Source organism: Ramlibacter aquaticus (assembly GCF_015159745.1).
Taxonomy (GTDB): Bacteria; Pseudomonadota; Gammaproteobacteria; order Burkholderiales; family Burkholderiaceae_C; genus Ramlibacter; species Ramlibacter aquaticus.
Genome location: NZ_JADDOJ010000072.1, coordinates 1 through 21456, shown reverse-complemented (window position 1 = coordinate 21456; position 21456 = coordinate 1). Strand labels below are relative to the sequence as shown.

Annotated in this window: 21 protein-coding genes and 1 pseudogene; 8 read left to right on the top strand and 14 right to left on the bottom strand. The window is 70.1% G+C overall.

The genetic code is table 11. The features are described 5' to 3' along the window. The 10 genes and pseudogenes from IM725_RS15495 to ribD all read right to left on the bottom strand — a co-directional run. A pseudogene (locus IM725_RS15495) lies at positions 1-213 on the bottom strand (cell envelope integrity protein TolA); the annotation flags it as partial. A gap of 5 nt (positions 214-218) precedes the next feature. Beyond that, complete coding sequence (locus IM725_RS15490; protein ID WP_193781540.1) at positions 219-644, bottom strand: biopolymer transporter ExbD; 426 nt, start codon at positions 642-644, stop codon at positions 219-221. Between the two features lie 15 nt (positions 645-659). Beyond that, positions 660-1358 carry a protein TolQ gene (gene tolQ, locus IM725_RS15485; protein WP_193781539.1) on the bottom strand — a complete coding sequence of 233 codons (699 nt, stop codon included), beginning with the start codon at positions 1356-1358 and terminating at the stop codon, positions 660-662. Further along, positions 1355-1780, bottom strand: coding sequence for a tol-pal system-associated acyl-CoA thioesterase (gene ybgC / locus IM725_RS15480; protein ID WP_287066123.1), 426 nt, complete (start codon positions 1778-1780; stop codon positions 1355-1357). The genes tolQ and ybgC overlap by 4 nt, the downstream gene beginning before the upstream one ends. Next, a complete protein-coding gene (locus IM725_RS15475; RefSeq protein WP_227753852.1) occupies positions 1777-2916 on the bottom strand; it encodes a pyridoxal phosphate-dependent aminotransferase in 1140 nt (379 codons plus the stop codon). The genes ybgC and IM725_RS15475 overlap by 4 nt, the downstream gene beginning before the upstream one ends. Before the next feature lie 41 nt (positions 2917-2957). Continuing rightward, positions 2958-3464, bottom strand: coding sequence for a transcription antitermination factor NusB (nusB, locus tag IM725_RS15470; protein ID WP_193781537.1), 507 nt, complete (start codon positions 3462-3464; stop codon positions 2958-2960). Continuing rightward, the gene (ribH, locus tag IM725_RS15465; protein ID WP_193781536.1) at positions 3464-3925 is read right to left on the bottom strand and encodes a 6,7-dimethyl-8-ribityllumazine synthase; all 462 of its coding nucleotides are present in this window, start codon (positions 3923-3925) and stop codon (positions 3464-3466) included. The genes nusB and ribH overlap by 1 nt, the downstream gene beginning before the upstream one ends. Before the next feature lie 16 nt (positions 3926-3941). Further along, on the bottom strand, positions 3942-5060 hold the full coding sequence (gene ribBA / locus IM725_RS15460; RefSeq protein WP_193781535.1) for a bifunctional 3,4-dihydroxy-2-butanone-4-phosphate synthase/GTP cyclohydrolase II: 1119 nt from the start codon (positions 5058-5060) through the stop codon (positions 3942-3944). Continuing rightward, positions 5057-5698 carry a riboflavin synthase gene (locus IM725_RS15455; protein WP_193781534.1) on the bottom strand — a complete coding sequence of 214 codons (642 nt, stop codon included), beginning with the start codon at positions 5696-5698 and terminating at the stop codon, positions 5057-5059. The genes ribBA and IM725_RS15455 overlap by 4 nt, the downstream gene beginning before the upstream one ends. A gap of 58 nt (positions 5699-5756) precedes the next feature. Next, positions 5757-6866, bottom strand: coding sequence for a bifunctional diaminohydroxyphosphoribosylaminopyrimidine deaminase/5-amino-6-(5-phosphoribosylamino)uracil reductase RibD (gene ribD / locus IM725_RS15450; RefSeq protein WP_193781533.1), 1110 nt, complete (start codon positions 6864-6866; stop codon positions 5757-5759). Positions 6867-7031: 165 nt separating this feature from the next. Here ribD and IM725_RS15445 point away from each other — a divergent pair, with 165 nt between their 5' ends. From IM725_RS15445 to IM725_RS15415, 7 genes are all read left to right on the top strand, one after another. Next, the gene (locus tag IM725_RS15445) at positions 7032-7445 is read left to right on the top strand and encodes a type IV pilin protein (protein WP_193781532.1); all 414 of its coding nucleotides are present in this window, start codon (positions 7032-7034) and stop codon (positions 7443-7445) included. Positions 7446-7450: 5 nt separating this feature from the next. Next, a complete protein-coding gene (pilV, locus tag IM725_RS15440; RefSeq protein WP_193781531.1) occupies positions 7451-8023 on the top strand; it encodes a type IV pilus modification protein PilV in 573 nt (190 codons plus the stop codon). Beyond that, positions 8020-9210: a PilW family protein gene (locus tag IM725_RS15435; protein ID WP_193781542.1), complete on the top strand. Its 1191-nt coding sequence runs from the start codon at positions 8020-8022 to the stop codon at positions 9208-9210. Before pilV ends, IM725_RS15435 begins: the two co-directional genes overlap by 4 nt. Continuing rightward, on the top strand, positions 9207-9737 hold the full coding sequence (locus IM725_RS15430; RefSeq protein ID WP_193781530.1) for a hypothetical protein: 531 nt from the start codon (positions 9207-9209) through the stop codon (positions 9735-9737). The genes IM725_RS15435 and IM725_RS15430 overlap by 4 nt, the downstream gene beginning before the upstream one ends. 22 nt (positions 9738-9759) lie before the next feature. Continuing rightward, a complete protein-coding gene (locus tag IM725_RS15425; protein WP_193781529.1) occupies positions 9760-12963 on the top strand; it encodes a pilus assembly protein in 3204 nt (1067 codons plus the stop codon). Continuing rightward, positions 12960-13478 (top strand): GspH/FimT family pseudopilin, encoded by a 519-nt coding sequence (locus IM725_RS15420; protein WP_193781541.1) that lies wholly within the window; start codon positions 12960-12962, stop codon positions 13476-13478. The genes IM725_RS15425 and IM725_RS15420 overlap by 4 nt, the downstream gene beginning before the upstream one ends. A 68-nt stretch (positions 13479-13546) precedes the next feature. After that, positions 13547-14116 (top strand): GspH/FimT family pseudopilin, encoded by a 570-nt coding sequence (locus tag IM725_RS15415; protein ID WP_193781528.1) that lies wholly within the window; start codon positions 13547-13549, stop codon positions 14114-14116. Between the two features lie 12 nt (positions 14117-14128). Here the strand turns inward: IM725_RS15415 and nrdR are convergent, their stop codons facing one another. The 3 genes from nrdR to IM725_RS15400 all read right to left on the bottom strand — a co-directional run bounded on the left by nrdR (position 14129) and on the right by IM725_RS15400 (position 16812). Beyond that, a complete protein-coding gene (gene nrdR / locus IM725_RS15410) occupies positions 14129-14578 on the bottom strand; it encodes a transcriptional regulator NrdR (RefSeq protein ID WP_193781527.1) in 450 nt (149 codons plus the stop codon). 6 nt (positions 14579-14584) lie between these two features. Next, positions 14585-15829, bottom strand: a complete 1245-nt coding sequence (gene glyA, locus IM725_RS15405) for a serine hydroxymethyltransferase (RefSeq protein ID WP_193781526.1) — start codon at positions 15827-15829, stop codon at positions 14585-14587. A 191-nt stretch (positions 15830-16020) separates the two neighbouring features. Further along, complete coding sequence (locus IM725_RS15400; protein WP_193781525.1) at positions 16021-16812, bottom strand: lytic transglycosylase domain-containing protein; 792 nt, start codon at positions 16810-16812, stop codon at positions 16021-16023. A 736-nt stretch (positions 16813-17548) separates the two neighbouring features. On the opposite strand from IM725_RS15400, the gene IM725_RS15395 reads away from it, so the two are divergent. Further along, positions 17549-20323, top strand: coding sequence for a DUF349 domain-containing protein (locus tag IM725_RS15395; RefSeq protein WP_193781524.1), 2775 nt, complete (start codon positions 17549-17551; stop codon positions 20321-20323). Between the two features lie 150 nt (positions 20324-20473). On the opposite strand, the gene IM725_RS15390 is transcribed toward IM725_RS15395, so the two are convergent. Continuing rightward, on the bottom strand, positions 20474-21456 hold a 983-nt coding region (locus tag IM725_RS15390), incomplete at its 5' end, for a dihydrolipoamide acetyltransferase family protein (RefSeq protein WP_193781523.1).

Genomic DNA, 21456 nt, shown 5'->3' with positions numbered 1-21456 from the left:
CGGCGGAGGCGGGGGCGCGGCCTCCTGCGGCATGGCAGACCAGAGTTCGGCTTCCACGCCCGCGGTCTCGGGCTGGCTCTGCCAGTTGATGCCCCAGGCCAGCGCCGCCAGCAGCAGCGCGTGCGCGAGCAGGGCCAGGCCGAAGGACTGCGGCGCCGCCGGCTCGGGCGGCGGCAGGAAGTCGTTGCGGTCGGTGCGGGCGCTGATCTCCACGGCGCTTACTTCTGCACCTGGACGGACAGGCCCACGCGCTCCACGCCGGCGCGCTTGAGTGCGTCCATCACCTTCACCACGATCTCGTAGCGCACAGCCTTGTCGGCCGCGATCACGACCGCGCTTTCACCGCCGCTGTACTGCCCCTGCAGCTGGCGCACGGTCGCGCCCAGGTCGGCCAGCGGCACGCTCTGCGTCTTCTCGTCGACCTTGATGTCTATGCCTTCGTCCTTGCGCACTTGCACCTGCACCACCTGCTGCGGCGGCTGGCTGGCTTTGCCCACCGAGGGCAGGTTGATCACGCTGGGGGCGATCAGCGGCGCCGTGACCATGAAGATGATCAGCAGCACCAGCATCACGTCGATGAACGGGACCATGTTGATCTCGTTGATCGTGCGGCGTCCGCGGCCGCGTTGCACCATGGCGGGCATGCGGGCCTCCCCTCGTCAGTGGCCGGAGGCCGTCGCGGCCTGGGCGCCCAGGTTGCGCTGCAGGATGTTGGAGAACTCCTCGATGAAGGTCTCCAGGCGGATCGCGATGCGGTCGATGTCGCGGGCGAAGCGGTTGTAGGCGACCACGGCCGGGATCGCCGAGAACAGGCCGATGGCGGTGGCGACCAGGGCCTCGGCGATGCCGGGCGCGACGGTGGCCAGGGTCACGGTCTGCAGGCTGCCCAGGCCGATGAAGGCGTGCATGATGCCCCAGACGGTGCCGAACAGGCCCACGTAGGGCGACACCGAGCCCACCGACGCCAGGAAGGAGAGGTGCGTCTCGATCGCGTCCATCTCGCGCTGGAAGCTGGCGCGCATCGCGCGGCGGGCGCCGTCCATGAGGGTGCCGGCGTCCGTGATCCGGCGCTCGCGCAGCTTGCTGAATTCGCGCATGCCGGAGGCGAAGATGCGTTCCATGGGCCCTGACAGCTTCGCATTCTGCGAAGCCGCGGCAAACAGCTCGTTCAGGCTGGTGCCCGACCAGAACTCCTTCTCGAAATCCTCGTTGAGCGAATTGACGCGCTGGATGCCGAAGAGCTTGCGGAAGATGGCCGCCCAGCTGGTGATGGAAACGCACACCAGCAGCAGCATGACCAGCTGGACCATCCAGCTCGCATCCAGCACCAGGCGCACGATCGACAGGTCGTGGTTCATGTTTCTCGTTTCTTCTTCAGGGCCTCGAGGACCGGGGTAGGGATCCGGGCCGGCCGCAGGCTGGCGGCATCGACCCAGCCGATGCGGATCTCGCCTTCGCACAGCAGCGCATGATCCTGCTGCCGGAACGCCTGCTGGGCCATTATCAAAGAAGCCCGCCCCGTTTCACTGATCCGCGCCGTAACCAGAAGTTCATCGTCCAGCCGTGCCGGCGCCAGGTAGCGCACCCGGGTCTCGCCGACGATGAACATGCCGCCCGTGGCCTCGCGCAGCGCCTGCTGGCCGATGCCCAGCGAGCGCAGCCACTCGGTGCGGGCCCGTTCGAAGAACTTCAGGTAGTTGGCATAGAAGACGATGCCGCCGGCGTCGGTGTCTTCCCAGTAGACCCGCACGGGCCAGGTGAAGACGTCCGGGCCGCTCACGCGAGCAGGCCCTTGAGGCGCCCCGCCGCCTGCTGCAGCTGGGCCATGGCGCTGGCGGTCGAAAAGCGCACGAAGTGGCCGGTCTCGGCGGTGCCGAAATCGCGCCCCGGGGTGACGGCGACGTGGGCGCGCTTCATCAGCTCGAAGGCGAAGTCCCAGCTGCTGTCCACGCCCAGGCGGCGCATGGCCGCGCTGCAGTCGGCCCAGGCGTAGAAGGCGCCGTCGGGCATCACCGGCACGTCCAGGCCCATCTCCTGCAGTGCAGGGATGAACCAGTCGCGCCTGGCCTTGAATTCGGCGCGCCGCTGCTCGTACTCGGCGATGCTCTCGGGCTCGAAGCAGGCCAGCGCCGCGTACTGCGCGATGACGCTGGGACAGATGAACAGGTTCTGCGCCAGCTTCTCGACCACGGGCACCAGCGCGTCCGGCACCACCATCCAGCCCAGCCGCCAGCCCGTCATGTTGAAGTACTTGCTGAAGCTGTTGATGCTGATGACCTGGTCGTCCAGGGCCAGCGCGCTCTGCCCGAAGGTGTCGTCGTACGAAAGGCCCAGGTAGATCTCGTCCACCATCGTCACCCCGCCGCGCTCGCCCACGAAGCCGTGGATGGCGCGCAGCTCATCCGGGTGGATGGAGGTGCCCGTGGGGTTGGAGGGCGAGGCCAGCAGCACGCCGCGCGAGGCCGGCCCCCAGTGTTCGCGCAGGCGATCGGCCGACAGCTGGAAGCGCTCGGCCGCGGTGGAAGGCAGCAGCACCGGCCGGCCCTCGGCGGCGCTGACGAAATGCCGGTTGCAGGGGTAGCAGGGGTCCGGCATGAGGATCTCGTCGCCGCGGTCGACCAGCGCCAGGCAGGCCAGCTGCAGCGCGGCCGAGGCACCGGCCGTGACCACGATGCGCCGCGCCGGCACCGCGAGGCCGAAGCGCCGCGCGTACCAGTCGCTGATGCGCTCGCGCAGGCTGTCCAGGCCCAGGGCCTGGGTGTACTGCGTGCGGCCGGTGGCGACGGCGCGCTCGGCGGCCTCGCGCACCAGCGGCGGGGCGGTGAAGTCCGGCTCGCCGATGTTGAGGAACAGCATGGGGGTGTCGCTGTCCTGCACCTCCCTGGCGATGCGCGCCGCGGCCTTGCCCACCTCCATCACGTGGAAGGGCTCGATGCGGTCGACGCGGGCGGCGGTCCTCACCGGGCCCTCCCCGTGGCGCGGTCGGCCTCCACCTCGGCGGCGCGCAGCTGCGGCGCCAGGCCGTTGAGCACCGCGTTCACGTACTTGTGGCCGTCGGTGCCGCCGAATTCCTTGGCCAGCTCGATGCACTCGTTGAGCACCACGCGCCAGGGCACGTCGGCCGCATGCTGGAACTCGTAGGCGCCAATCCACATCACGGCGTGCTCGATCGGCGAGATCTCGGCCAGCGGCCGGTCCAGCAAGGGGCCGATCAGCGCATCGAGGGCGTCGGCATCGCGGATGCAGCCGTGCAGCAGCGCGTCATAGTGGGCCGAATCGGCCTTGTGGAAACCGGACAGGTCGCGCGTGAAGTGGTCGATGGCCTGGGCCTCGTTGCGGCCCACCAGGTGCTGGTAGAGCGCCTGCAGCGCGAACTCGCGGGCACGGCTGCGGGCCGACTTGGCGGAGGCCTTGCGGGCGCCGGTGGCGGTGCGGCCGGGCGCGGACGGGGAGGGGGCGGCCATCAGATCGCGTCCAGCAGGTTGCACATCTCGACCACCACGCGGGCCGCGTCGCGGCCCTTCTCGTCCTGGCGGGCGATGGCCTGCTCGACGTTTTCGGTCGTCAGGATGACGTTGGCGATGGGCAACTGGTAGTCCAGCGAGACCCGGGTCACGCCCGCGGCCGACTCGTTGGCCACCAGCTCGAAGTGGTAGGTCTCGCCGCGGATCACGCAGCCGATCGCGATCAGGGCGTCGTAGCTGCCCTTCTCGGCCAGGGCCTGCAGGGCCACCGGCACCTCCAGGGCGCCGGGCACCTTGACGTGGTCGATGTTGCCGTCCGCCACCCCCAGGGCTGCCAGCTCGGCCCGGCAGGCCGCCGTCAGGGCGTCGGTGATGGATTCGTTGAAGCGGGCCTGCACGATGGCGATCGTGAGGTCCGAGCCGTCCAGGCGGTCCGCCTGGCCTTTTTCTGCGCCGAACATGGGTGCTTGCCTTGTCTTATTTCTGGGCGGGAGCCACGTGGCTCACGATCTCGAGCCCGTAGCCGGCCATGCTGGGCATGCGCCGGGGGTTGCCCATCAGGTGCATCAGGTGCACGCCGCATTCGCGCAGGATCTGTGCGCCCACGCCGTAGGTGCGCAGGTCCATGCGGCCGCGCTCGGGCGCCTGCGAGGCGCGGGCCGTGCCCTCGAACTGGGCCAGCAGCTGGGCCGCGTCCTCGCCGCAGTTCAGCAGCACGGCCACGCCCTTGCCCTGCGCAGCGATGTGCTTGAGGCTGGCGTCCAGGCTCCAGGAGTGCATGGGGCGGCCGAGTTCCAGCGCGTCCAGCACCGACAGCGGCTCGTGCACGCGCACGTGCACCGCCTCGGCGGGGTCCCAGTCGCCCTTGACCAGGGCCAGGTGCAGGCCCTGGCTGGGCAGGTCCTGCCAGGCGTGTGCCGTGAACTGGCCGTAGGCCGTGGTCAGCGGGCGGCTGCCGATCTTGCGCACCAGCGATTCGTTGCGGCTGCGGTACTCGATCAGCGAGGCGATGGTGCCGATCTTCAGGCCGTGCTCGGCGGCGAAGACCTGCAGGTCCGGCAGGCGGGCCATGGTGCCGTCGTCCTTCATGATCTCGCAGATCACCGCGGCGGGCGTGTGGCCGGCCATGCCGGCCAGGTCGCAGCCGGCCTCGGTGTGGCCGGCGCGCATGAGCACGCCGCCGTCCACCGCCTGCAGCGGGAAGATGTGGCCCGGCTGCACCAGGTCCTGCGGCCCGGCGTTGCGGGCCACCGCGGCCTGCACGGTGCGGGCGCGGTCGGCGGCGGAGATGCCGGTCGTCACGCCCTCGGCGGCCTCGATGGAGACCGTGAAGGCCGTGCCCATCTTGGTGCCGTTGCGCGCCACCATGGGTGGCAGCTGCAGGCGCTCGCAGCGCTCGCGCGTGAGCGTGAGGCAGATCAGGCCGCGGCCGAAGCGGGCCATGAAGTTGATCGCCTCGGGCGTGACGTGGTCGGCCGAGAGCACCAGGTCGCCCTCGTTCTCGCGGTCCTCCTCGTCGACCAGGATGACCATGCGGCCCTGCCGCATGTCCTCGACGATGTCCTCGATGGGTGAAATGGTCGCGTGGCGCGTCATGCAGCGGCTCCAGGGGTGTTGGCCGTGCCGGCGCCGGAGAGCATGCGCTCCACGTAGCGGGCGATCAGGTCGATCTCCAGGTTCACCGCGCTGCCGGGCACGAGCCCGCCCAGCGCCGTGTTCTGCACGGTATGGGGAATGAGGTTGATGCTGGCTTCGGCGCCTTCGGCCGTGTCGGTGACCCGGTTCACCGTGAGGCTGACCCCGTTGATGGTGATCGAGCCCTTGTAGGCCAGGTACTTCGCCAGGGTGGGCGGGGCGAGCACGCACAGCTCCCAGCTTTCGCCGACCGGGCCGAAGCGGGTGACGCGGCCTATGCCGTCCACGTGGCCGGACACGATGTGGCCGCCCAGGCGGTCATGCGCGCGCAGCGCCTTCTCCAGGTTGACCGGGCCGGTCCGGTCCAGGCCGGCGGTCTTGTCCAGCGATTCGGCCGAGATGTCGATGGTGAAGGCGGGGCCGGCCAGCGAGGTCACGGTCATGCAGGCGCCGTTGATGGCGATGCTGTCACCGAGGCCCACGTCGTCCAGGTAACCCGCCGGTGCCTCCACGGTGAGGCGCTTGCCGTGCTGGGGGGTGCTGCCGAGGTCGTGGATGGCGGCGATCCGCCCCACGCCGGTGATGATTCCGGTGAACATCCCGCTATTTTCGCAGGGATTGACGCCCCTCCCGTCCGGCGGGGGACAGGCCGGTGCGCTAGAAGCGGTCGCGGCCGGCGAAACGGGCCACCAGGCGCAGGTCCGGCCCGACCCGGTCCACGGCCTGGAAATCCAGCGCCGGCGCGGCTTCCAGGCCGGGCAGGGGACCGAAGGCGGCCATCTCGCGGCCCTGTCCGAGCAGCTTGGGCGCGAGGTAGCACAGCAACTCGTCGGCCAGGCCCTCGCGCACGAAGGACCCATTGAGCTTGTGGCCGGCCTCCACGTGCAACTCGTTCACCTCGCGCCGCGCGAGGTCGCGCAGCAGGGCCGCCAGGTCCACCTTGCCCTGGGGGTTGGGCATGACGGTGATGTGCGCGCCGCGGGCCTCCAGGGCGGCCCGGCGTGCCGGGTCGTCGGCCGCCGCGTAGATCCACACCTCGCGGCCGGGGCCGAACAGGCGCGCCGTGGGCGGCGTCTCCAGCCGGCTGTCGACCACCACCAGCGGCGGCTGGCGGTGCACCGCGGCCAGCCGCACGTCCAGGCGCGGGTCGTCGTCCAGCACGGTGCCCAGGCCGGTCAGGATCGCGCCGGCTCGGGCCCGCCAGGCATGGCCGTCGGCACGGGCCGCCTCGCCGGTGATCCACTGGCTGCGGCCGTCCGGCAGGGCGGTGCGGCCGTCCAGCGAGGCGGCGATCTTCAGGCGCACCCAGGGGGTGCCGCGCAGCATGCGGCTGAAGAAGCCCAGGTTCAGTTCCCGCGCCTCGGCCGCGCCCGGGCCGGTTTCCACGGCGACGCCCGCGGCCGCCAGGTGCGCCAGCCCCTGGCCCGCCACGCGCGGGTTGGGGTCCGTCAGCGAGGCCACCACCCGGGCCACGCCGGCCTGCGCCAGCGCCACGCAGCAGGGCCCGGTGCGGCCCTGGTGGGCGCAGGGCTCCAGCGTCACCCAGGCCGTGGCGCCCTGCACCGAATGCCCGCGGCCGGCCGCGTCGCGCAGGGCCATGACTTCCGCATGCGCCTGGCCGGCGGGCTGGGTGTGGCCCTCGCCCAGCACCGTGCGGCCGTCGGCGGCCACCAGCACGCAGCCGACGCGGGGGTTGGGCTCGGACAGGCCGGTGGCCCGCTGCGCCAGGGCCAGGGCCTGCTGCATGAAGGGAGGAAGCGTCGCCATGGCCCCGATTCTCGGGCATGGGCGGCCCGGGGCCCCCGATGCGCGGACGCCACAGCCAACTCGACCATTCGTTCCCTGAAATCGACCGCACGTCGCTCAAAAGTGGCGGTTTGTTCCCCCATCGTTATGGTTGAGCCTGGGTAGGGATGGTCGCTAGGAGTTGGCATGAACAGCAAGAAGACAAGTGGTTTCACGCTCATCGAACTGATGGTCACGGTCGCGATCGTGGGCATCCTGGCGGCGATCGCGCTGCCGGCGTACACCAAGCAGATCCAGAAGAGTGCGCGCCGGCTGGCCCAGGCCCAGATGCTGGACCTGTCGAACCGGGAGCAGCAGTACCTGCTGGCCAACCGGGGCTACGCCAGCTACGCGCAACTGACCAGCGCCGGCTACAACCTGCCGACGGAGCTGACGGCCAAGTACACGCCCTCGATCAACGTGGGGAGCAGCACCCCGCCCAGCTTCACGATCACTTTCCAGGCCATCGGCAACCAGGTGTCCGATGGCGACCTGACCTTCACCAGCGAAGGGGTGAAGGGCTGCAACCCGGCCTGCAGCCCGGTGACCCTCAAGTGGTGAACGCCATGGCACGTACCCCCCGCGTCCAGGCCGGCGCCTCGCTGATCGAGGTGCTGGTGACCATGGTCATCATCGCCTTCGGCCTGCTGGGCATGGCGGGCCTGCAAAGCCGCATGCAGGTGGCCGAGGTCGAGGCCTACCAGCGGGCCCAGGCCCTGGTGCTGCTGGACGACATGGCGCACCGCATTTCCACCAACCGCAACGCGGCGATTTCGGGCGCCTACGTCGCCAGCATCGACCCGACCACCTCCTGCTCCTCGGCCTTCGGCGGCTCGACGGCGGCCCAAAAGGACTTGAAAGACTGGTGCTCGGCGATCCAGGGCGCGGGGGAAATGCAGGGCACGAACAAGGCCGGCGCCGTGATCGCCGGCCGCGGCTGCGTGGAAAGCCTGGGCAACCGCGACTACATGATCACCGTCGCCTGGCAGGGGCTGACGCCGATCTCGGCGCCGCCCACCAGCGTGGGCTGTGGCGCCAACGCTTACGACGGCGGCACCGGCAGCAGCAACACCCAGTGCGTGAACGACCTGTGCCGCCGGGTCGTCACCACCATCGTGCGGATTGCGTCGCTGGTATGAACCTGACCCTGCGCCCCCCGGCCGGTCGCCGCCGCCTTGCGCGCGGCTTCACCTTGCTGGAACTGCTGATCTCCATCTCGATCGGCCTGATCGTGATGGTGGCCCTGATCTCGGTCTACCTGAACATCAGCCGCACCAACACGGAGATGGCCAAGACCAACTCCATGATCGAAAGCGGCCGCTTCACCATGGACCTGCTGCAGGAAGACGTGGAGCACGCGGGCTTCTGGGGCGGCTACGTGCCGCGCTGGGACGACTTCGCCGCCACGGCCATGCTGCCCAGCCCCTACGACACCCTGGATTCGACGGGCGTGGTGGCGAGCAACCCCTGCCTGGCGACCGCCAACTGGACCGGCACCGTCACCTTCTCGATGGTGAGCCTGCCTGTCATGACCTTCGGCACGGCGCCGACCGGCTGCAGCATTTCCAACCAGAAGGCCAACACGGACGTCCTGGTGGTGCGACGGGCGGAGGTCTGCTCGCCGGGGTCGGGAAACTGCGCGGCCCTGAACACGAGCGCCATCTACTTCCAGCCAACCTTCTGCGCGAGCGAAATGAGCGCATCGACGCCGACCTTCTACGTCGGCCCGAGCAGCACGCTCACGCTGCACAAGCGCGACTGCACCACGCTCGCCGACATACGCCAGTGGGTGCAGGACATCTATTACGTCCGCACCTACTCGACCACGGTGGGCGATGGCATTCCGACCCTGGTCAGGCTGCGCTTCGACGGCACCCAGTTCGTCAAGGAGCCGCTGATCGAAGGGGTGGAGGGCTTCGTCGTCGACCTGGGCATCGATTCCAAGGACCGCTGCAACAACGGCGTGAACTACGGCGCCTTGCCCTACCGCATCAATCCCTCGACCTGCGCCTACGACGCCACCACGGCGAGCAACAACACCATGCCCAACAACCGGGGCGACGGCGTGCCGGAGTCGTATGTGCATTGCCCCTCCAGCGGATGCAGTGTCTCGCAGCTGCGCGACGTGGTGGCGGTCAAGCTGTTCGTCCTGGCGCGCACCCGCGAAGCCGCCACCGGTGCCGACGACGGAAAGAGCTACACCCTGGGCAGCGTCTCGGGCAGCACGGTCACCATCACGCCGCCTGCGGGCGACAAGTACCGGCGTCACCTGTTCCTGCAGAACATCCGGCTGAACAACGTGTCGGGCCGGAGGGAGTCGCCATGAAGCGCAGCATCTCCGCCCGCGGGCAGCGGGGCATCACGCTCATCGTCGGCCTGATCCTGCTCATCCTCATCACCCTGATGGTGACGACGGCCTTCACGCTGAACACCACCAACCTCAAGGCCGTGGGCAACATGCAGTTCCGCAACGAGGTGATCTCGGCGGCGAACCGGGCCGTGGAGGTGGTGATCGGCAGCAGCTTCCCCACCGGCTTCACCTCGCTGCCGCCCCAGCAGACCCTGACACTGAACATCAACAACGACGCCAACCCCAATCGCAACCCCGATTACTCCGTGACGGTGTTCACGCCGACCTGTCTGTCCGCCACGACCGTGACCGGAGGAAGCAACTCCAGCAGTTGCGGCGGTTTTCGCGCCGGGGGGCTGGCCGGCTGCCAGAGCAGCACTTACAGCTCGCTGTGGCAGATCGACGCCACCGTGACCGATTCCGTCACCGGCGCCCAGGTCACGCTGACCCAGGGCTTCCGCCAGGAAATTTCCGCCGCGCAGAAGGCCGCGGTGTGTCCATGAGCCCCATCCCCGGGAGTACCGCATGAAGTTTCTACGCCTCCTTCTCACCCTGGCCCTGCTGCTGGGCCTGGCTCCGCTGGCGCAGGCGGAAGACATCGATCTGTTCACGGGCGCGTCGTCCGGCAGTACGGCCGCGTCCAACCTGCTGATCGTGATGGACAACGCGGCGCATGCGTCGTCGAACTCCAGCATTCCGGGCTCCACCTGCACCATCGGCGGGGCAACGAACACGCTGTCGGGCACGGCCCAGGGCGTGGAGCAATGCGTGCTCTACAAGGTCATCGACGCACTGCCGGTGACCGCCACGGCGACGATCAACGTGGGGATCATGGTCTACAACGGTTCGGGCGTCGCCGTCTACAACGCCCCCGGCGTGACCGCGACCCTGCCGGCGTGCTCGAGTACGGGCGAGGGCGGCTGCCTGGTGTACCCGCTGACCGGCCTCACGACCGCCACCAAGCCTTACCTGCTGAATTACATCCTGAACTGGCAATCGTCCAACGGCAACGGCAACCAGACGACCGGTGGCAGCTACTGGATCAAGGCCAACAAGGAACGTACGGGTGCATCGATGCAGGAGTCCTGGGCCTACTACGCGGGGCGCATGGGGCTCTCGGGTACCAGCTACGCCTCGCTCGTGCCCTCGACGAACTGCAAGAACTTCATCCTGTTCCTGGCTGACGCCAGCAACACCTCCAGCACGCCGGGCGACTCCCCGGGCAATGCGGGTCCCCAGAGCGCGCTGGAGGGCACCAACATCGCGGCCAAGAATGCCAACCCGGCGGCCATCGTTCCCAGCCAGACCAACGTCATCTCATCGACCGCCCAAGACCAGGTCACCTCCTGCGGTACGCTGACCAAGATGCCTCAGGACCACAACGGCGCAGGCTATTACGCCGACGAGTGGGCGCGCTACATGCACGCGTCGAACCTGAAGATCACCAGCTATTCCATCGCACTGGTGAATCCGGGAAGTTGCTTCCCGGACATCCCCTGGGTGTTGAGTAGCGTCGCGAACTGGGGCGGGGGCAAGTACTTCTCCACGACGGACGCGAGCTCGCTGACGGCCGCCATGACCGCGGTCTTTTCCGAGGTCCGCTCCGTGAACTCGGTGTTCGCGGCCGTGTCCTTGCCGGTGTCCACGGTCAACCAGAACAACTTCCTGAACCAGATCTTCATCGGGATGTTCAGGCCCGACAGCAACTTCGACCCGCGCTGGTACGGCAACCTCAAGCAATACCGCGCCGCCTATGTGAATGGGGTTTTGCAGACTGTAGACGCCGACGGCACCGCGGCGGTCGCCTCCAACGGCAGCGAATTCATCCAGCCCTGCGCGCGAAGCTACTGGACGCCGACCGCCCTGGACGCGTACTGGTCCACGTACACCGATGCGAATTGCCCCAACGTCACCACCCAGGCCACCTCCAACACCCCGGACGGGCAGGTCGTGGAGAAGGGTGGCCAGGGCTACATGCTTCGCGCCAGTTCGCCCGCCACTCGCACGGTTACCACCTGCTCCACCACCTTCAACGGCTGCAACACGCTGACGCAGTTCACCACCTCGAACTCCGCCCTGACCACCACCGTGTTCGGGCTCACGGATTCGACCCAGCTGAGCAACCTGATCAACTGGACACGCGGCCAGAACGTGCTCACGGAGGATGTGTCCACCGTCGCGACCAGCACCAGCATGCGACCGTCCGCGCACGGCGGGGTGGTGCACTCGCGGCCGGCCGCCTTCAACTTCGGCACCGACACCAACCGCCAGGTCGTGGTGCTCTACGGCGGCGACGATGGTGTGTTCCGCGCGGTGAACGGCAACCGGACCGACACCTTCACGGTGGGCGGCAGCGGCGGCGCCACCGTGCAGGCGGGCAGCGAGTTCTGGTCTTTCGTCGCGCCGGAGTCGTACGGGATGCTGCAACGCATCTACTACGACAACACCGTGATCAGCGGCAGCAACCCCAAGCCCTACGGCATGGACGGGCCCATCACCGCGTACAAGGCAAGTAACGGTGACGGCTGGGTGTTCGCCGGCATGCGACGCGGCGGGCGTGCGTTGTACTCCTTCAAGATCGACGCGACCACGCTGGGCATCAGCCTGCGCTGGAAACGCGGCTGCGGTGACTACACCACGTCCAACTGCACTTCCAGTGCGTACGGTGACTGGACCAACATTGGCCAGACCTGGGGTACGCCGCACGTCTTCACCACCTCGACCACGACCGGCACGACCAACACCCTGGTCGTCATGGGCGGCGGATACGACGCGACCTGCGAGGACGCCTACAGCTACTCCTGCAGCAGCACCACGGGCAACCGGATCTACGTCTTCGATGCGAGCGGCGGCTCCATCACCGCCACCTTCACCACCACGCGCAGCGTGACGGCGGACGTGACCATCGCGACCGATTCGAGCGGCAACGCGATGTACATCTATGCCAACGACCTGGCCGGCAACATCTACCGCATCTCCGGCCCGCTCTCCAATGGCGCCTACACCTCCATCGGCAGCAACCCGGCGAGCAGCTGGGTGATCAGCACCATCGCCACGCTGGGCTGCGACGTCAACCTGCTGTGCGGCACGACGCCCAACCGCAAGCTCATGTTCGCGCCCGAGGTGGTGTTCGACGGCACCAGCTACATCGTGCTCACCGGCTCCGGTGACCGGGAGAAGCCGACCAACACCAACAACCCGACCACCAACTACTTCTTCGCCATCAAGGACAGGCCGGACGCGCCCTCGCTGCTCAGCAAGCCCCTCTCCTGCGGCCTGGGCACGACGGGGCTGTGCCTGGCAGCGCTCTACACCTTCCCGGTGGGCACCACGCCCGACCCGGCGCAGATCGCCAGTTCACAGGGCTATGCCATCCAGATGCGTACCAACGAGCAGGTGATCACTGCGGCCTCGGCCGTGTTCGGTACCGTGTACTTCAGCACGCACCTGCCCAAGCCCAATGCGTCGAACAGCTGTTCGGTGAACCTGGGCGACCTGACGCCGCGTTCCTTCCAGTACGCGACCGGCGCCGGCACCGACGTGTACACCACGCGCAGCGACGCCGGCCTGTCGCCCGACCCGGTGGTGGGCAACCTCATGCTGGACAACGGAACGGTGGTGCCGGTGTGCATCGGCTGCGCGGGACCGCTGCAGACCTCGCAGCTCACAGCGCCCGGCTCTGTCTCCAACCCGGCCAAGATTCGCTCCTTCTGGTACATCCGCAAATGAACGTCGCCCGCCGCGCCGGCTTCACGCTCATCGAGCTCATCGTCACGATCGCGATCGTGGCGGTGCTCGCGACGCTGGCGGCGCCGTTCATGGCGAATGCGTCCTTGAGCGGCCAGCTGACGGCGAATGCCAACAACCTGCTGGCCGCGATGACCATGGCGCGCAGCGAGGCGATCAAGCGCAACACCAACGTGGTCGTGTGCGCGTCCAGGGACGGCGCCAACTGCGCCACCTCGGGCGACTGGGACCAGGGCTGGATCGTCACCGTGTCCGGGAGCACGACGGTGCTGCGCACCCAGGAGGCCGCGCCGCAGGGCTACGTGCTGCGCGGGACCGACGGCAACGGCACCATCGTGCGCAGCGTCTCCTTCCCGCCGGTCGGCCTGCTGGCTGCCAACTACAGCTTCAAGGTCTGCCGCCAGACGCCCACCGTGGGGATCCAGGACCGGGCGCTCTCGCTGAGCACCACCGGACGGCTGAACATCACGCGCACCGCCACGGGCACCTGCCCCTGAGTTGTGATCTATTGCCCTTTGGAGCGTGCGTGCGTGCCGCTCTGCAGGGCCTGGGCTAGCGTCGGCGGATGCCTGCTGCCCGACCGGTTTTCGCCCCATCCCCCGCCAACCCCCGAAGGTCGCGCGGCCTGACCCTGGTCGAACTGCTGGTCGTCCTCGCGCTCGTGGCCATCCTGCTCGGCCTGGGCGTGCCGTCCTTCGCCCGGCTCCTGGAGCGCACCCGCGTGTCCACCGCGGCCCAGCGCTTGCAGTCGCACCTGGCGCTCGCCCGCAGCGAGGCCGTGCGGCGCGGGCTGCGCGTGACGCTGTGCAAATCGGCGGATGGCCTGGTGTGCGCCACTACCGGCGGCTGGGAGCAGGGCTGGATCCTGTTCTCCGATGCGCAGGCCACCGGCCGCCCGGCCGGGCCGCCGCTGACGCGGGGCCAGGCGCTGCCCCCCTCCGTCACGGTGAACGGCACCGGATCGCTGGGCAGCTATGTGTCCTACACAGAAGCCGGGCAGCCGCAGCTGCTGTCGGGGGGCTTCCAGGCCGGCACGCTGCATGTCTGCGGCACGCCGGGCAGCGAGGGGCGCGACCTGGTGCTCAGCCGGGCAGGGCGCCTTCGCAGCGACGCCTCGGCCAACCCCTGCCCCTGAGCCGGCGCGCCTTCAGCGGCGCACTTCGTCGACCAGGGTCTTGAATTCGTCGATGTCCTCGAAGCTGCGGTAGACGCTGGCAAAGCGCACGTAGGCGACCTTGTCCAGCTTCTTGAGCTCGCGCATCACCAGTTCGCCGATGCGGTTGGAGGCGATCTCCCGCACCCCCAGGTTGAGCAGCTTCTCCTCGATGCGCTCCACCGCGCTGTCGATCTGCTCGGTGGACACCGGGCGCTTGCGCAGCGCCAGGTTCAGGGAGGCGAGCAGCTTCTCGCGCTGGTACTCGATGCGCCGGCCGTCCTTCTTCACCACCGCCGGGAAGGTGACGTCCGGGCGCTCGTAGGTCGTGAAGCGCTTCTCGCAGGCGGCGCACTGGCGGCGCCGGCGGATGAAATCCCCGTCCTCGGCGACGCGCGTTTCCACCACCTGGGTGTCGGCGTTGCCGCAGAACGGGCATTTCATGGCGGATCAGCCGTAGACCGGGAAACGGCGGGTGAGGGCGGACACCTTCTCGCGCACGGCGGCGATGTGGGCCGCGTCGCGCGGGTTGTCCAGCACGTCGGCGATCAGGTGCGCCGTCATGCGCGCCTCTTCTTCCTTGAACCCGCGGGTGGTCATGGCCGGGGTGCCGATGCGCACGCCGCTGGTCACCATGGGCTTCTCCGGGTCATTGGGGATCGCGTTCTTGTTGATGGTCATGTGGGCGTCGCCCAGCACGGCCTCGGCTTCCTTGCCGGTGATGCCCTTGGCGCGCAGGTCCACCAGCATGACGTGGCTCTCGGTGCGGCCGCTCACGATGCGCAGGCCGCGCTCCACCAGGGTGCGGGCCACCGTGTCGGCGTTCTTCACCACCTGCTGCTGGTAGGCCTTGAATTCCGGCGTCAGCGCCTCCTTGAAGGCCACCGCCTTGGCGGCGATGACGTGCATCAGCGGGCCACCCTGCAGGCCGGGGAAGATGGCGCTGTTGATCGCCTTCTCATGCTCGGGCTTCATCAGGATGATGCCGCCGCGCGGGCCGCGCAGGCTCTTGTGGGTGGTGGAGGTGACCACGTCGGCGTGCGGCACCGGGTTGGGGTACACGCCCGCGGCGATCAGGCCGGCGTAGTGGGCCATGTCGACCATGAAGATCGCGCCCACGTCCTTGGCGACCTTGGCGAAGCGGGCGAAGTCGATGTGCAGGGAGTAGGCGGAGGCGCCGGCGATGATCAGCTTGGGGCGGCTCTCGTGGGCCTTGCGCTCCATGGCGTCGTAATCGATCGCCTCGTTGGCGTCCAGGCCGTAGGAGACGACGTTGAACCACTTGCCGCTCATGTTCAGCGGCATGCCGTGGGTCAGGTGGCCGCCCTCGGCCAGGCTCATGCCCATGATGGTGTCACCGGGCTTGAGGAAGGCCAGGAACACGGCCTCGTTGGCCTGCGCGCCGGAGTGCGGCTGCACGTTGGCGCAGGGCGCGCCGAACAGTTCCTTGACGCGGTTTAGGGCCAGGGTCTCGGCCACGTCGACGAATTCGCAGCCGCCGTAGTAGCGCTTGCCCGGGTAACCCTCGGCGTATTTGTTCGTGAGCTGGCTGCCCTGGGCGGCCATGACGGCGGGCGAGGCGTAGTTCTCGCTGGCGATCAGCTCGATGTGGTCTTCCTGGCGGCGGTTTTCGGCCGTGATGGCGGCCCACAGCTCGGGATCGGTCTGTTCGACGAGGAGGTTGCGTTGGTACATGCGGCAGTCCTTGGAGTCTTCGGATTGGCTGCCCAGGCGAACGGCTGATCACCGGCCGGGGCCGGCGGCACGCTCCCCAGTGGTTTGGCAGGGCCCCGGGGGCCCCGCGCGGATCCACGTCAGCGCGGGCCACTCCCCGCGGGGAGCGCCGCGCCTATCGCCAGTCGCGTGCCCCCGTAGTGTAACGGAGCTCAGGACGCGGAGGCGACCTTGTCGGTGGCGGGCTCGGCCGGGGCGGTGGTACGGACCACGGGCGCCAGGGGCACCTGGCGGCCCGAGGCCACCAGTTTCAGGCGCTCGCGCTCGGCCAGCACCTTGTCGGCGTAGCCATTGTCATCGCCGTCCTTGCCGGCGCCGACGTAGAAGCGCAGCCCGTCGTGCAGCGAGCCGGCCTGGGTGATGCAGTCCTGCAGCACCTTCACGCCCACCCGCAGGTTGGTCAGCGGGTCGAAGGCGGCCAGCTTGCCGCCGAAGTTCTCGTACTTGTCCTTGTGCACCCCGGTCATGACCTGCATCAGGCCCTGGGCGCCCACCGCGCTCTGCGCGAAGGGGTTGAAGCCCGACTCGATGGCCATCACGGCCAGGATCAGGGTGGGGTCGATCTTGGTGCTCTGGCCGATCTCCCAGGCCTCGGCCACCAGCGCGCTCACCGGTTCCGGGGCGACGCGGTACTTGCGGCTGAGCCAGAAGGCCACGGCGGCCTGCTGCTTGGGCAGGTCGTGCGGGTCGGCGGCGGTGGCGCGGTCCACCGCGTCCATCTCCACCGGCATGCCGACGGCGGCTTCGTGGCGGGCCTGCAGCCAGCCCATCAGGCGGGATTCGCCCGCATCGCGCAGGTCAGGGCGCGCGGCCAGCACGGCCACGCAGAAAACAGTGGCCAGCCCCGTCAGGGCCAAGCCGTTGTGCGTTATTTCGAAAAAGCCCTGGGCAACATCGACAAAGAAGCATCGAATGCCCTGGACCCATTTTCCGGACGCTGTCATAGCACTTCCTCACATGGCGGGGGCCCTGCTTGCCAGGCCGCGAGCGGCTTGGGACAGGACACCTCGTTGGATCGGTACGCTGTGTCGAAGCAGGCAAGCGCTGGTGTGGGTTGGCTTGCGTCTGCCCTTCGACGGAGCCGGGGTCGGCAGCGGTTAAGGGTCATCCCTAGGTACTAACCAGGGACGGGTCGAATTCTAGGGGGGCGCTTCATACCGAGTCAAGAATAAAGAAAAACATCTTTATTCACCCATTGACATGTCGACACCGAATTCTGGCCCGGATCAGCCACTTTCGGCTGTCAGCCAAGGCCGCTGCGTGCTGTAGTCGCCCGGCGCCGGGCCGGGGCGCTGTCGAGCCACGCCTGTCAAGGCAGCGAAATCAATCGCGCGCCGCGCCGCCATTGAAATGCCTGCGTTGCAAGGCCGGGCCGGCTGTCCTACTCTTTGCCTGCCCGAGCAATCGGGCGCTCAGCCGGCGTACCGGTCACCGGTGCACCGGCCCCACTTGGAGGCAATCCCTTGCTTCCCCGCGTTCCGGACGTTCAACTCCGGTTTCGCGACCCCAGGCGGACAGGCCCTAGCGGTCAGCCGCCAAGCCCGGCCGGGAGGTTCAGCCCCCCGGCCGGGCTTTCTGCTTTTGGGCCCCCGGCGGACCCCGGCGCCCCGGCCGGGCGAATCGCGGCGAGAATAGAGGTTTGCCCGCGACCGCGCGGGCACCAACACGCGCAAAGAATTCGTGACCTTGACGACTGCCTCCACCCACGATCCCCGTGACCTCGACGCCCTGACCGGGGGCGCCTTCTCCGCGCCGACTTCCGGCGAGCGAGCCGCCCGCGTGCGCGAGTGGCTGGCCCGCGAGCCCAGCGCCGAGCAGATGCAGGAGGTGTTCAAGGAACTGAGCGGCCGCGACAAGGGGGCCGCGCGCCTGCTGCGCGAGCGGCTGGACGAGATCAAGCGCGCCAAGGGCCAGGAGGCGATCGCCGCCGAATGGGCCCAGAAGGCCCAGGGCCTGCTGGACGCGCCCCGCCTGAACATCGCCGACGCCCTGGCCTGGCAGCGCGACGCCGCCCGGGCCGGCGCGCCGCTCAGCCGCGAGCCGCTGGCCGGCCTGAAGCAGCGCCTGGCCGAGCGGGTCAAGGGCATCGAGGACCTGCAACACCGCGTGCAGGTCCAGCGCGAGGCCGCCGTGCTGCTGGCGCAGCGCATCGAGGTGCTGTCCACCAAGTCCTGGAAGGACGCCGTGGGCGCCGCCGAGGCCCTGGCCAAGGACGTGCCGGACTGGCAGGCCCAGGCCGAGGCCTTGCCGGCCGAGGCGCACTGGGCCAGCGTGGATGCCCGGTTCCCGCCCCTGCTCGAGGCGTCCAAGGCCCAGTTGCAGGCGGTGTGGGAGGCCTTCCGCAGCGCGCTGGCCCAGGCCCAGGCCGCCGAGACCGACCCCGCCGCGGCGCTGCCGCCCGTGCCCGTGTGGGCCGACGAACTGCGCGCCGCGCGCGGCCTGCCGCCCGAGGCGCCGCCCAAGCCGGCCAAGCCCAAGGTCGACCCCGCCGTGCGCGAGAAGGCCAACCAGGCCGTGCGCGAGGCGCTGTCGCGCGTCGAGAAGGAAGTGGCCGAGGGCCACGGCAAGGCCAGCGCCGGTGCGGCCGCCGCGCTGCGCAATGCCCTGAAGGAGCACGGCCGCCTGCTGGACGACAAGCTGGAGAACGAAGCCCACGCCGCGCTGGCGGCCGCGGGCGAGCTGGAAGGCTGGCAGCGCTGGCGCGCCGACCAGCTGCGCCAGGAACTGGTCGCAAAGGCCGAAGCCCTGTTCGAGGCGGCCCCGCCACCGGCGGCGCCCGCTGCCGCGCCCGCGGCTGCGCCGGCCGAAGGTGAAGCGGAGCCCGCGGCCCCGGCCCCGGCCGTGGCCCAGGAGCCGCAGCCGCCCAAGCCCAAGTTCGGCGGCCGCAAGATGCAGGAACAGCTGCGTGCCCTGCGCGAGCAGTGGAAGCAGGTGGACCAGGGCGGCGTGCCCAACCACGCCCTGTGGAAGCGCTTCGACGAAGCCTGCAACCGCGCCTACAAGGTGGTGGAGGCCTGGCTGGACAAGGTCAAGAGCGAGGCCGCCGAGCACCGCGCATCGCGGCTGGCGCTGATTGCCGAGCTGCGCGACTGGGGCAGCGCCCAGGCCGCGAATGCCGCCGGCGACTGGAAGGGCTTCGCCCGCGGGCTGCACCAGTTCGAGAACCGCTGGCGCGAAGCCGGCCACCTGAGCGAAAAGGCCTTCGCCGAACTGCAGCCGCAGTGGAAGGACGCGCTGCAGGCGGCGCGCGCGCCGCTGGACGCCGCTCAGAAGCAGAGCACCGAGCGCCGCCAGGCCATGATCGCGGAGGCCGAAGCCCTGGGGGCGGCCCCGCAGCTGCGCATCGACGCCGTGAAGGCGCTGCAGCAGCGCTGGCAGGCCGAGGCGCAGGCCGTCCCCATGGACCGCAAGCACGAGCAGAAGCTGTGGGACGCCTTCCGCAAGCCGATCGACGAGGCCTTCAACCGCAAGGGCCAGGACCGCGACCGCGCTGCCGCGGCGCTCTCCGAGCGCGACCGTGCGGTGCTGGACGCCTCGCGCGGGCTGGAAGCCGCGAACGCCACGGGCGACGCGCAGAAGATCAAGGCCGCCATGGCCGCCCTGGAGGCCGCCCTGCGCGGCCAGGCCCAGGCGCGCGCCGAGGTGGCGGCGGCCGGCGAGGCGGCCGCCGCGGGCGTGTCCGCGCCGCTGCCGTCCGACGAGGGTGCGGCCCAGCCGGCCGAGGCGGCGGCGGAAGGCGGGGAGGGCGCAGAGGCTGCGCCGGCACCCGCGCCTGCCGCGCCCAAGCCGCGGCCCGTGGTGGCCATGCGCGGCGACGACCGGCCGGGCATGAAGAAGGCCGAGCCCGTCCAGGCCGGCCGCGGCGGCAAGTTCGGCGACCGCAAGGGCGGCCCGGGGGTCGGCCGGCCGGGCGACCGGGGCGGCCGTCCCGGCGACATGCGCGGGGGCTTCGGCGGCGGGCGCTTCGGTGACCGGCCCGAGCGCGAGGACCGCGGTCCCCGCCTGGGCGACGTCGCCTTCCGCGCCCAGCGCGACGCCCTGGAGCATGCCCAGGCGGCCCTGCGCAAGTTGGCCGCCCAGGCCCACGGCGAAGCGCTGGCCCACCTGCTCTCGGCCTGGGAGCAGCGCGATCCGGAGCAGGTGCCCGGCGTGCAGGAGTTCGGCAAGGGCGTGAGTCCGGCCGTGCGCGGCGCCTGGCTCAAGGCCCTGGGCAGCGCACCCGCGGGCGATGCCGGCGAATCCATGCTGCGGCTGGAGATCGCCTCCGAGGTGCCCACCCCGGCCGACCAGCTGGATGCCCGTCGCGCCCTGCAGCTCAAGCTGCTGACGCGCCGCAACGACCCCTCCCCGGCGCAGACCTGGGGCGAGGACGCCGCTCGCGTGCTGGCGGCCGCCCACGACCCGGCGCTGGCGCGCCGCCTGCAGAAGGCCCTGGGCGCGCTGCTCAAGGGCTGAGCCCGGCCGCGCGCGTCCCGCGGAGCCACCGGCTCCGCGGCCCCGCCCTCGCGCGGGCTCCTGCGGTGCCCGCGAGGGCGCCAGTGATGTCCGCGAGTGCGCCCCGATGCCCGGACGGGCGCCTGCGGCGCGGCCCGCGCGGCCCCGTCTTCAGTCGACGAACAGCAGGGCCGGGCTTTCCAGCTGGGCACGCACCGCCTGGATGAAGCCTGCCGCCTCCATGCCGTCCACCACCCGGTGGTCGAAGGAGGACGACAGGTTCATCAGCAGCCGTGCCGCCAGCTGGCCGCCGCGCAGCATGGGCCGCTCCACGATCCGGTTCACGCCCACGATGGCCACCTCCGGGTGGTTGATCACGGGGGTGGTCACCAGCCCGCCCAGCGGGCCCAGGCTGGTGAGGGTGAGGGTGGAGCCGGACAGCTGCTCGCGCGTGACCTTGCCGGCACGGGCGGCCTCCGCCAGCTGCGCCACCGCCGCCGCGAAGGCCCACAGGTCCAGCGCCTGCGCGTTGCGCACCACCGGCACCATCAGGCCGGCGCCGGTCTGGGTCGCGATGCCCAGGTGCACGGCCGCGTGGCGGCTGACCACCCCGGCCTCGTCGTCGAAGCGCGCGTTCATCTGCGGGAATTCGCGCAGGGCGCGCACCACGGCGCGCGCCACCAGCGGCAGCAGCGTCAGCTTGCCCCGCGCCGCCGCGTGCCTGGCGTTGAGCTGGGCACGCAGCGCCTCGAGCTCGGTGACGTCCACCTCCTCCACGTAGGCGAAGTGCGGGATGCGGCGCTTGGCTTCCTGCATCTTCTGCGCGATGCGACGCCGCAGCGGGCTGAGCGGCACCCGCTCGACCGCATCGGCGGCGGCGTCGGCATCCTGCGCGGCCTGGGCGGTGGCGGCCTGTCCGCGCGCTGCCAGGTACACCTCCAGGTCGCGGTGCTCGATCCGGCCCGCGGGGCCGCTGCCGTGCACGTACTGAAGTTCGATCCCGAGTTCTCGCGCATGGCGGCGTACCGCGGGCGAGGCCAGCGGCTTGTCGCCAGGCCCGCGCATGGCGACGGGCGCCTCCACGGGCGGGCGCTGCGCCCGCGGCGGTACGTGCTCGCCCGGCGGGGGCTGCGGCGCGACGTCCGCCCGTGAGG

Bases quoted from the DNA above. Each gene is read 5' to 3' on its own strand.
- IM725_RS15490 (WP_193781540.1), bottom strand. From the start codon at position 644: ATGCCCGCCATGGTGCAACGCGGCCGCGGACGCCGCACGATCAACGAG.
- tolQ (WP_193781539.1), bottom strand. From the start codon at position 1,358: ATGAACCACGACCTGTCGATCGTGCGCCTGGTGCTGGATGCGAGCTGG.
- IM725_RS15475 (WP_227753852.1), bottom strand. From the start codon at position 2,916: ATGGAGGTGGGCAAGGCCGCGGCGCGCATCGCCAGGGAGGTGCAGGAC.
- nusB (WP_193781537.1), bottom strand. From the start codon at position 3,464: ATGGCCGCCCCCTCCCCGTCCGCGCCCGGCCGCACCGCCACCGGCGCC.
- ribH (WP_193781536.1), bottom strand. From the start codon at position 3,925: ATGTTCGGCGCAGAAAAAGGCCAGGCGGACCGCCTGGACGGCTCGGAC.
- ribBA (WP_193781535.1), bottom strand. From the start codon at position 5,060: ATGACGCGCCACGCGACCATTTCACCCATCGAGGACATCGTCGAGGAC.
- IM725_RS15455 (WP_193781534.1), bottom strand. From the start codon at position 5,698: ATGTTCACCGGAATCATCACCGGCGTGGGGCGGATCGCCGCCATCCAC.
- ribD (WP_193781533.1), bottom strand. From the start codon at position 6,866: ATGGCGACGCTTCCTCCCTTCATGCAGCAGGCCCTGGCCCTGGCGCAG.
- IM725_RS15445 (WP_193781532.1), top strand. From the start codon at position 7,032: ATGAACAGCAAGAAGACAAGTGGTTTCACGCTCATCGAACTGATGGTC.
- pilV (WP_193781531.1), top strand. From the start codon at position 7,451: ATGGCACGTACCCCCCGCGTCCAGGCCGGCGCCTCGCTGATCGAGGTG.
- IM725_RS15435 (WP_193781542.1), top strand. From the start codon at position 8,020: ATGAACCTGACCCTGCGCCCCCCGGCCGGTCGCCGCCGCCTTGCGCGC.
- IM725_RS15430 (WP_193781530.1), top strand. From the start codon at position 9,207: ATGAAGCGCAGCATCTCCGCCCGCGGGCAGCGGGGCATCACGCTCATC.
- IM725_RS15425 (WP_193781529.1), top strand. From the start codon at position 9,760: ATGAAGTTTCTACGCCTCCTTCTCACCCTGGCCCTGCTGCTGGGCCTG.
- IM725_RS15420 (WP_193781541.1), top strand. From the start codon at position 12,960: ATGAACGTCGCCCGCCGCGCCGGCTTCACGCTCATCGAGCTCATCGTC.
- IM725_RS15415 (WP_193781528.1), top strand. From the start codon at position 13,547: ATGCCTGCTGCCCGACCGGTTTTCGCCCCATCCCCCGCCAACCCCCGA.
- nrdR (WP_193781527.1), bottom strand. From the start codon at position 14,578: ATGAAATGCCCGTTCTGCGGCAACGCCGACACCCAGGTGGTGGAAACG.
- glyA (WP_193781526.1), bottom strand. From the start codon at position 15,829: ATGTACCAACGCAACCTCCTCGTCGAACAGACCGATCCCGAGCTGTGG.
- IM725_RS15400 (WP_193781525.1), bottom strand. From the start codon at position 16,812: ATGACAGCGTCCGGAAAATGGGTCCAGGGCATTCGATGCTTCTTTGTC.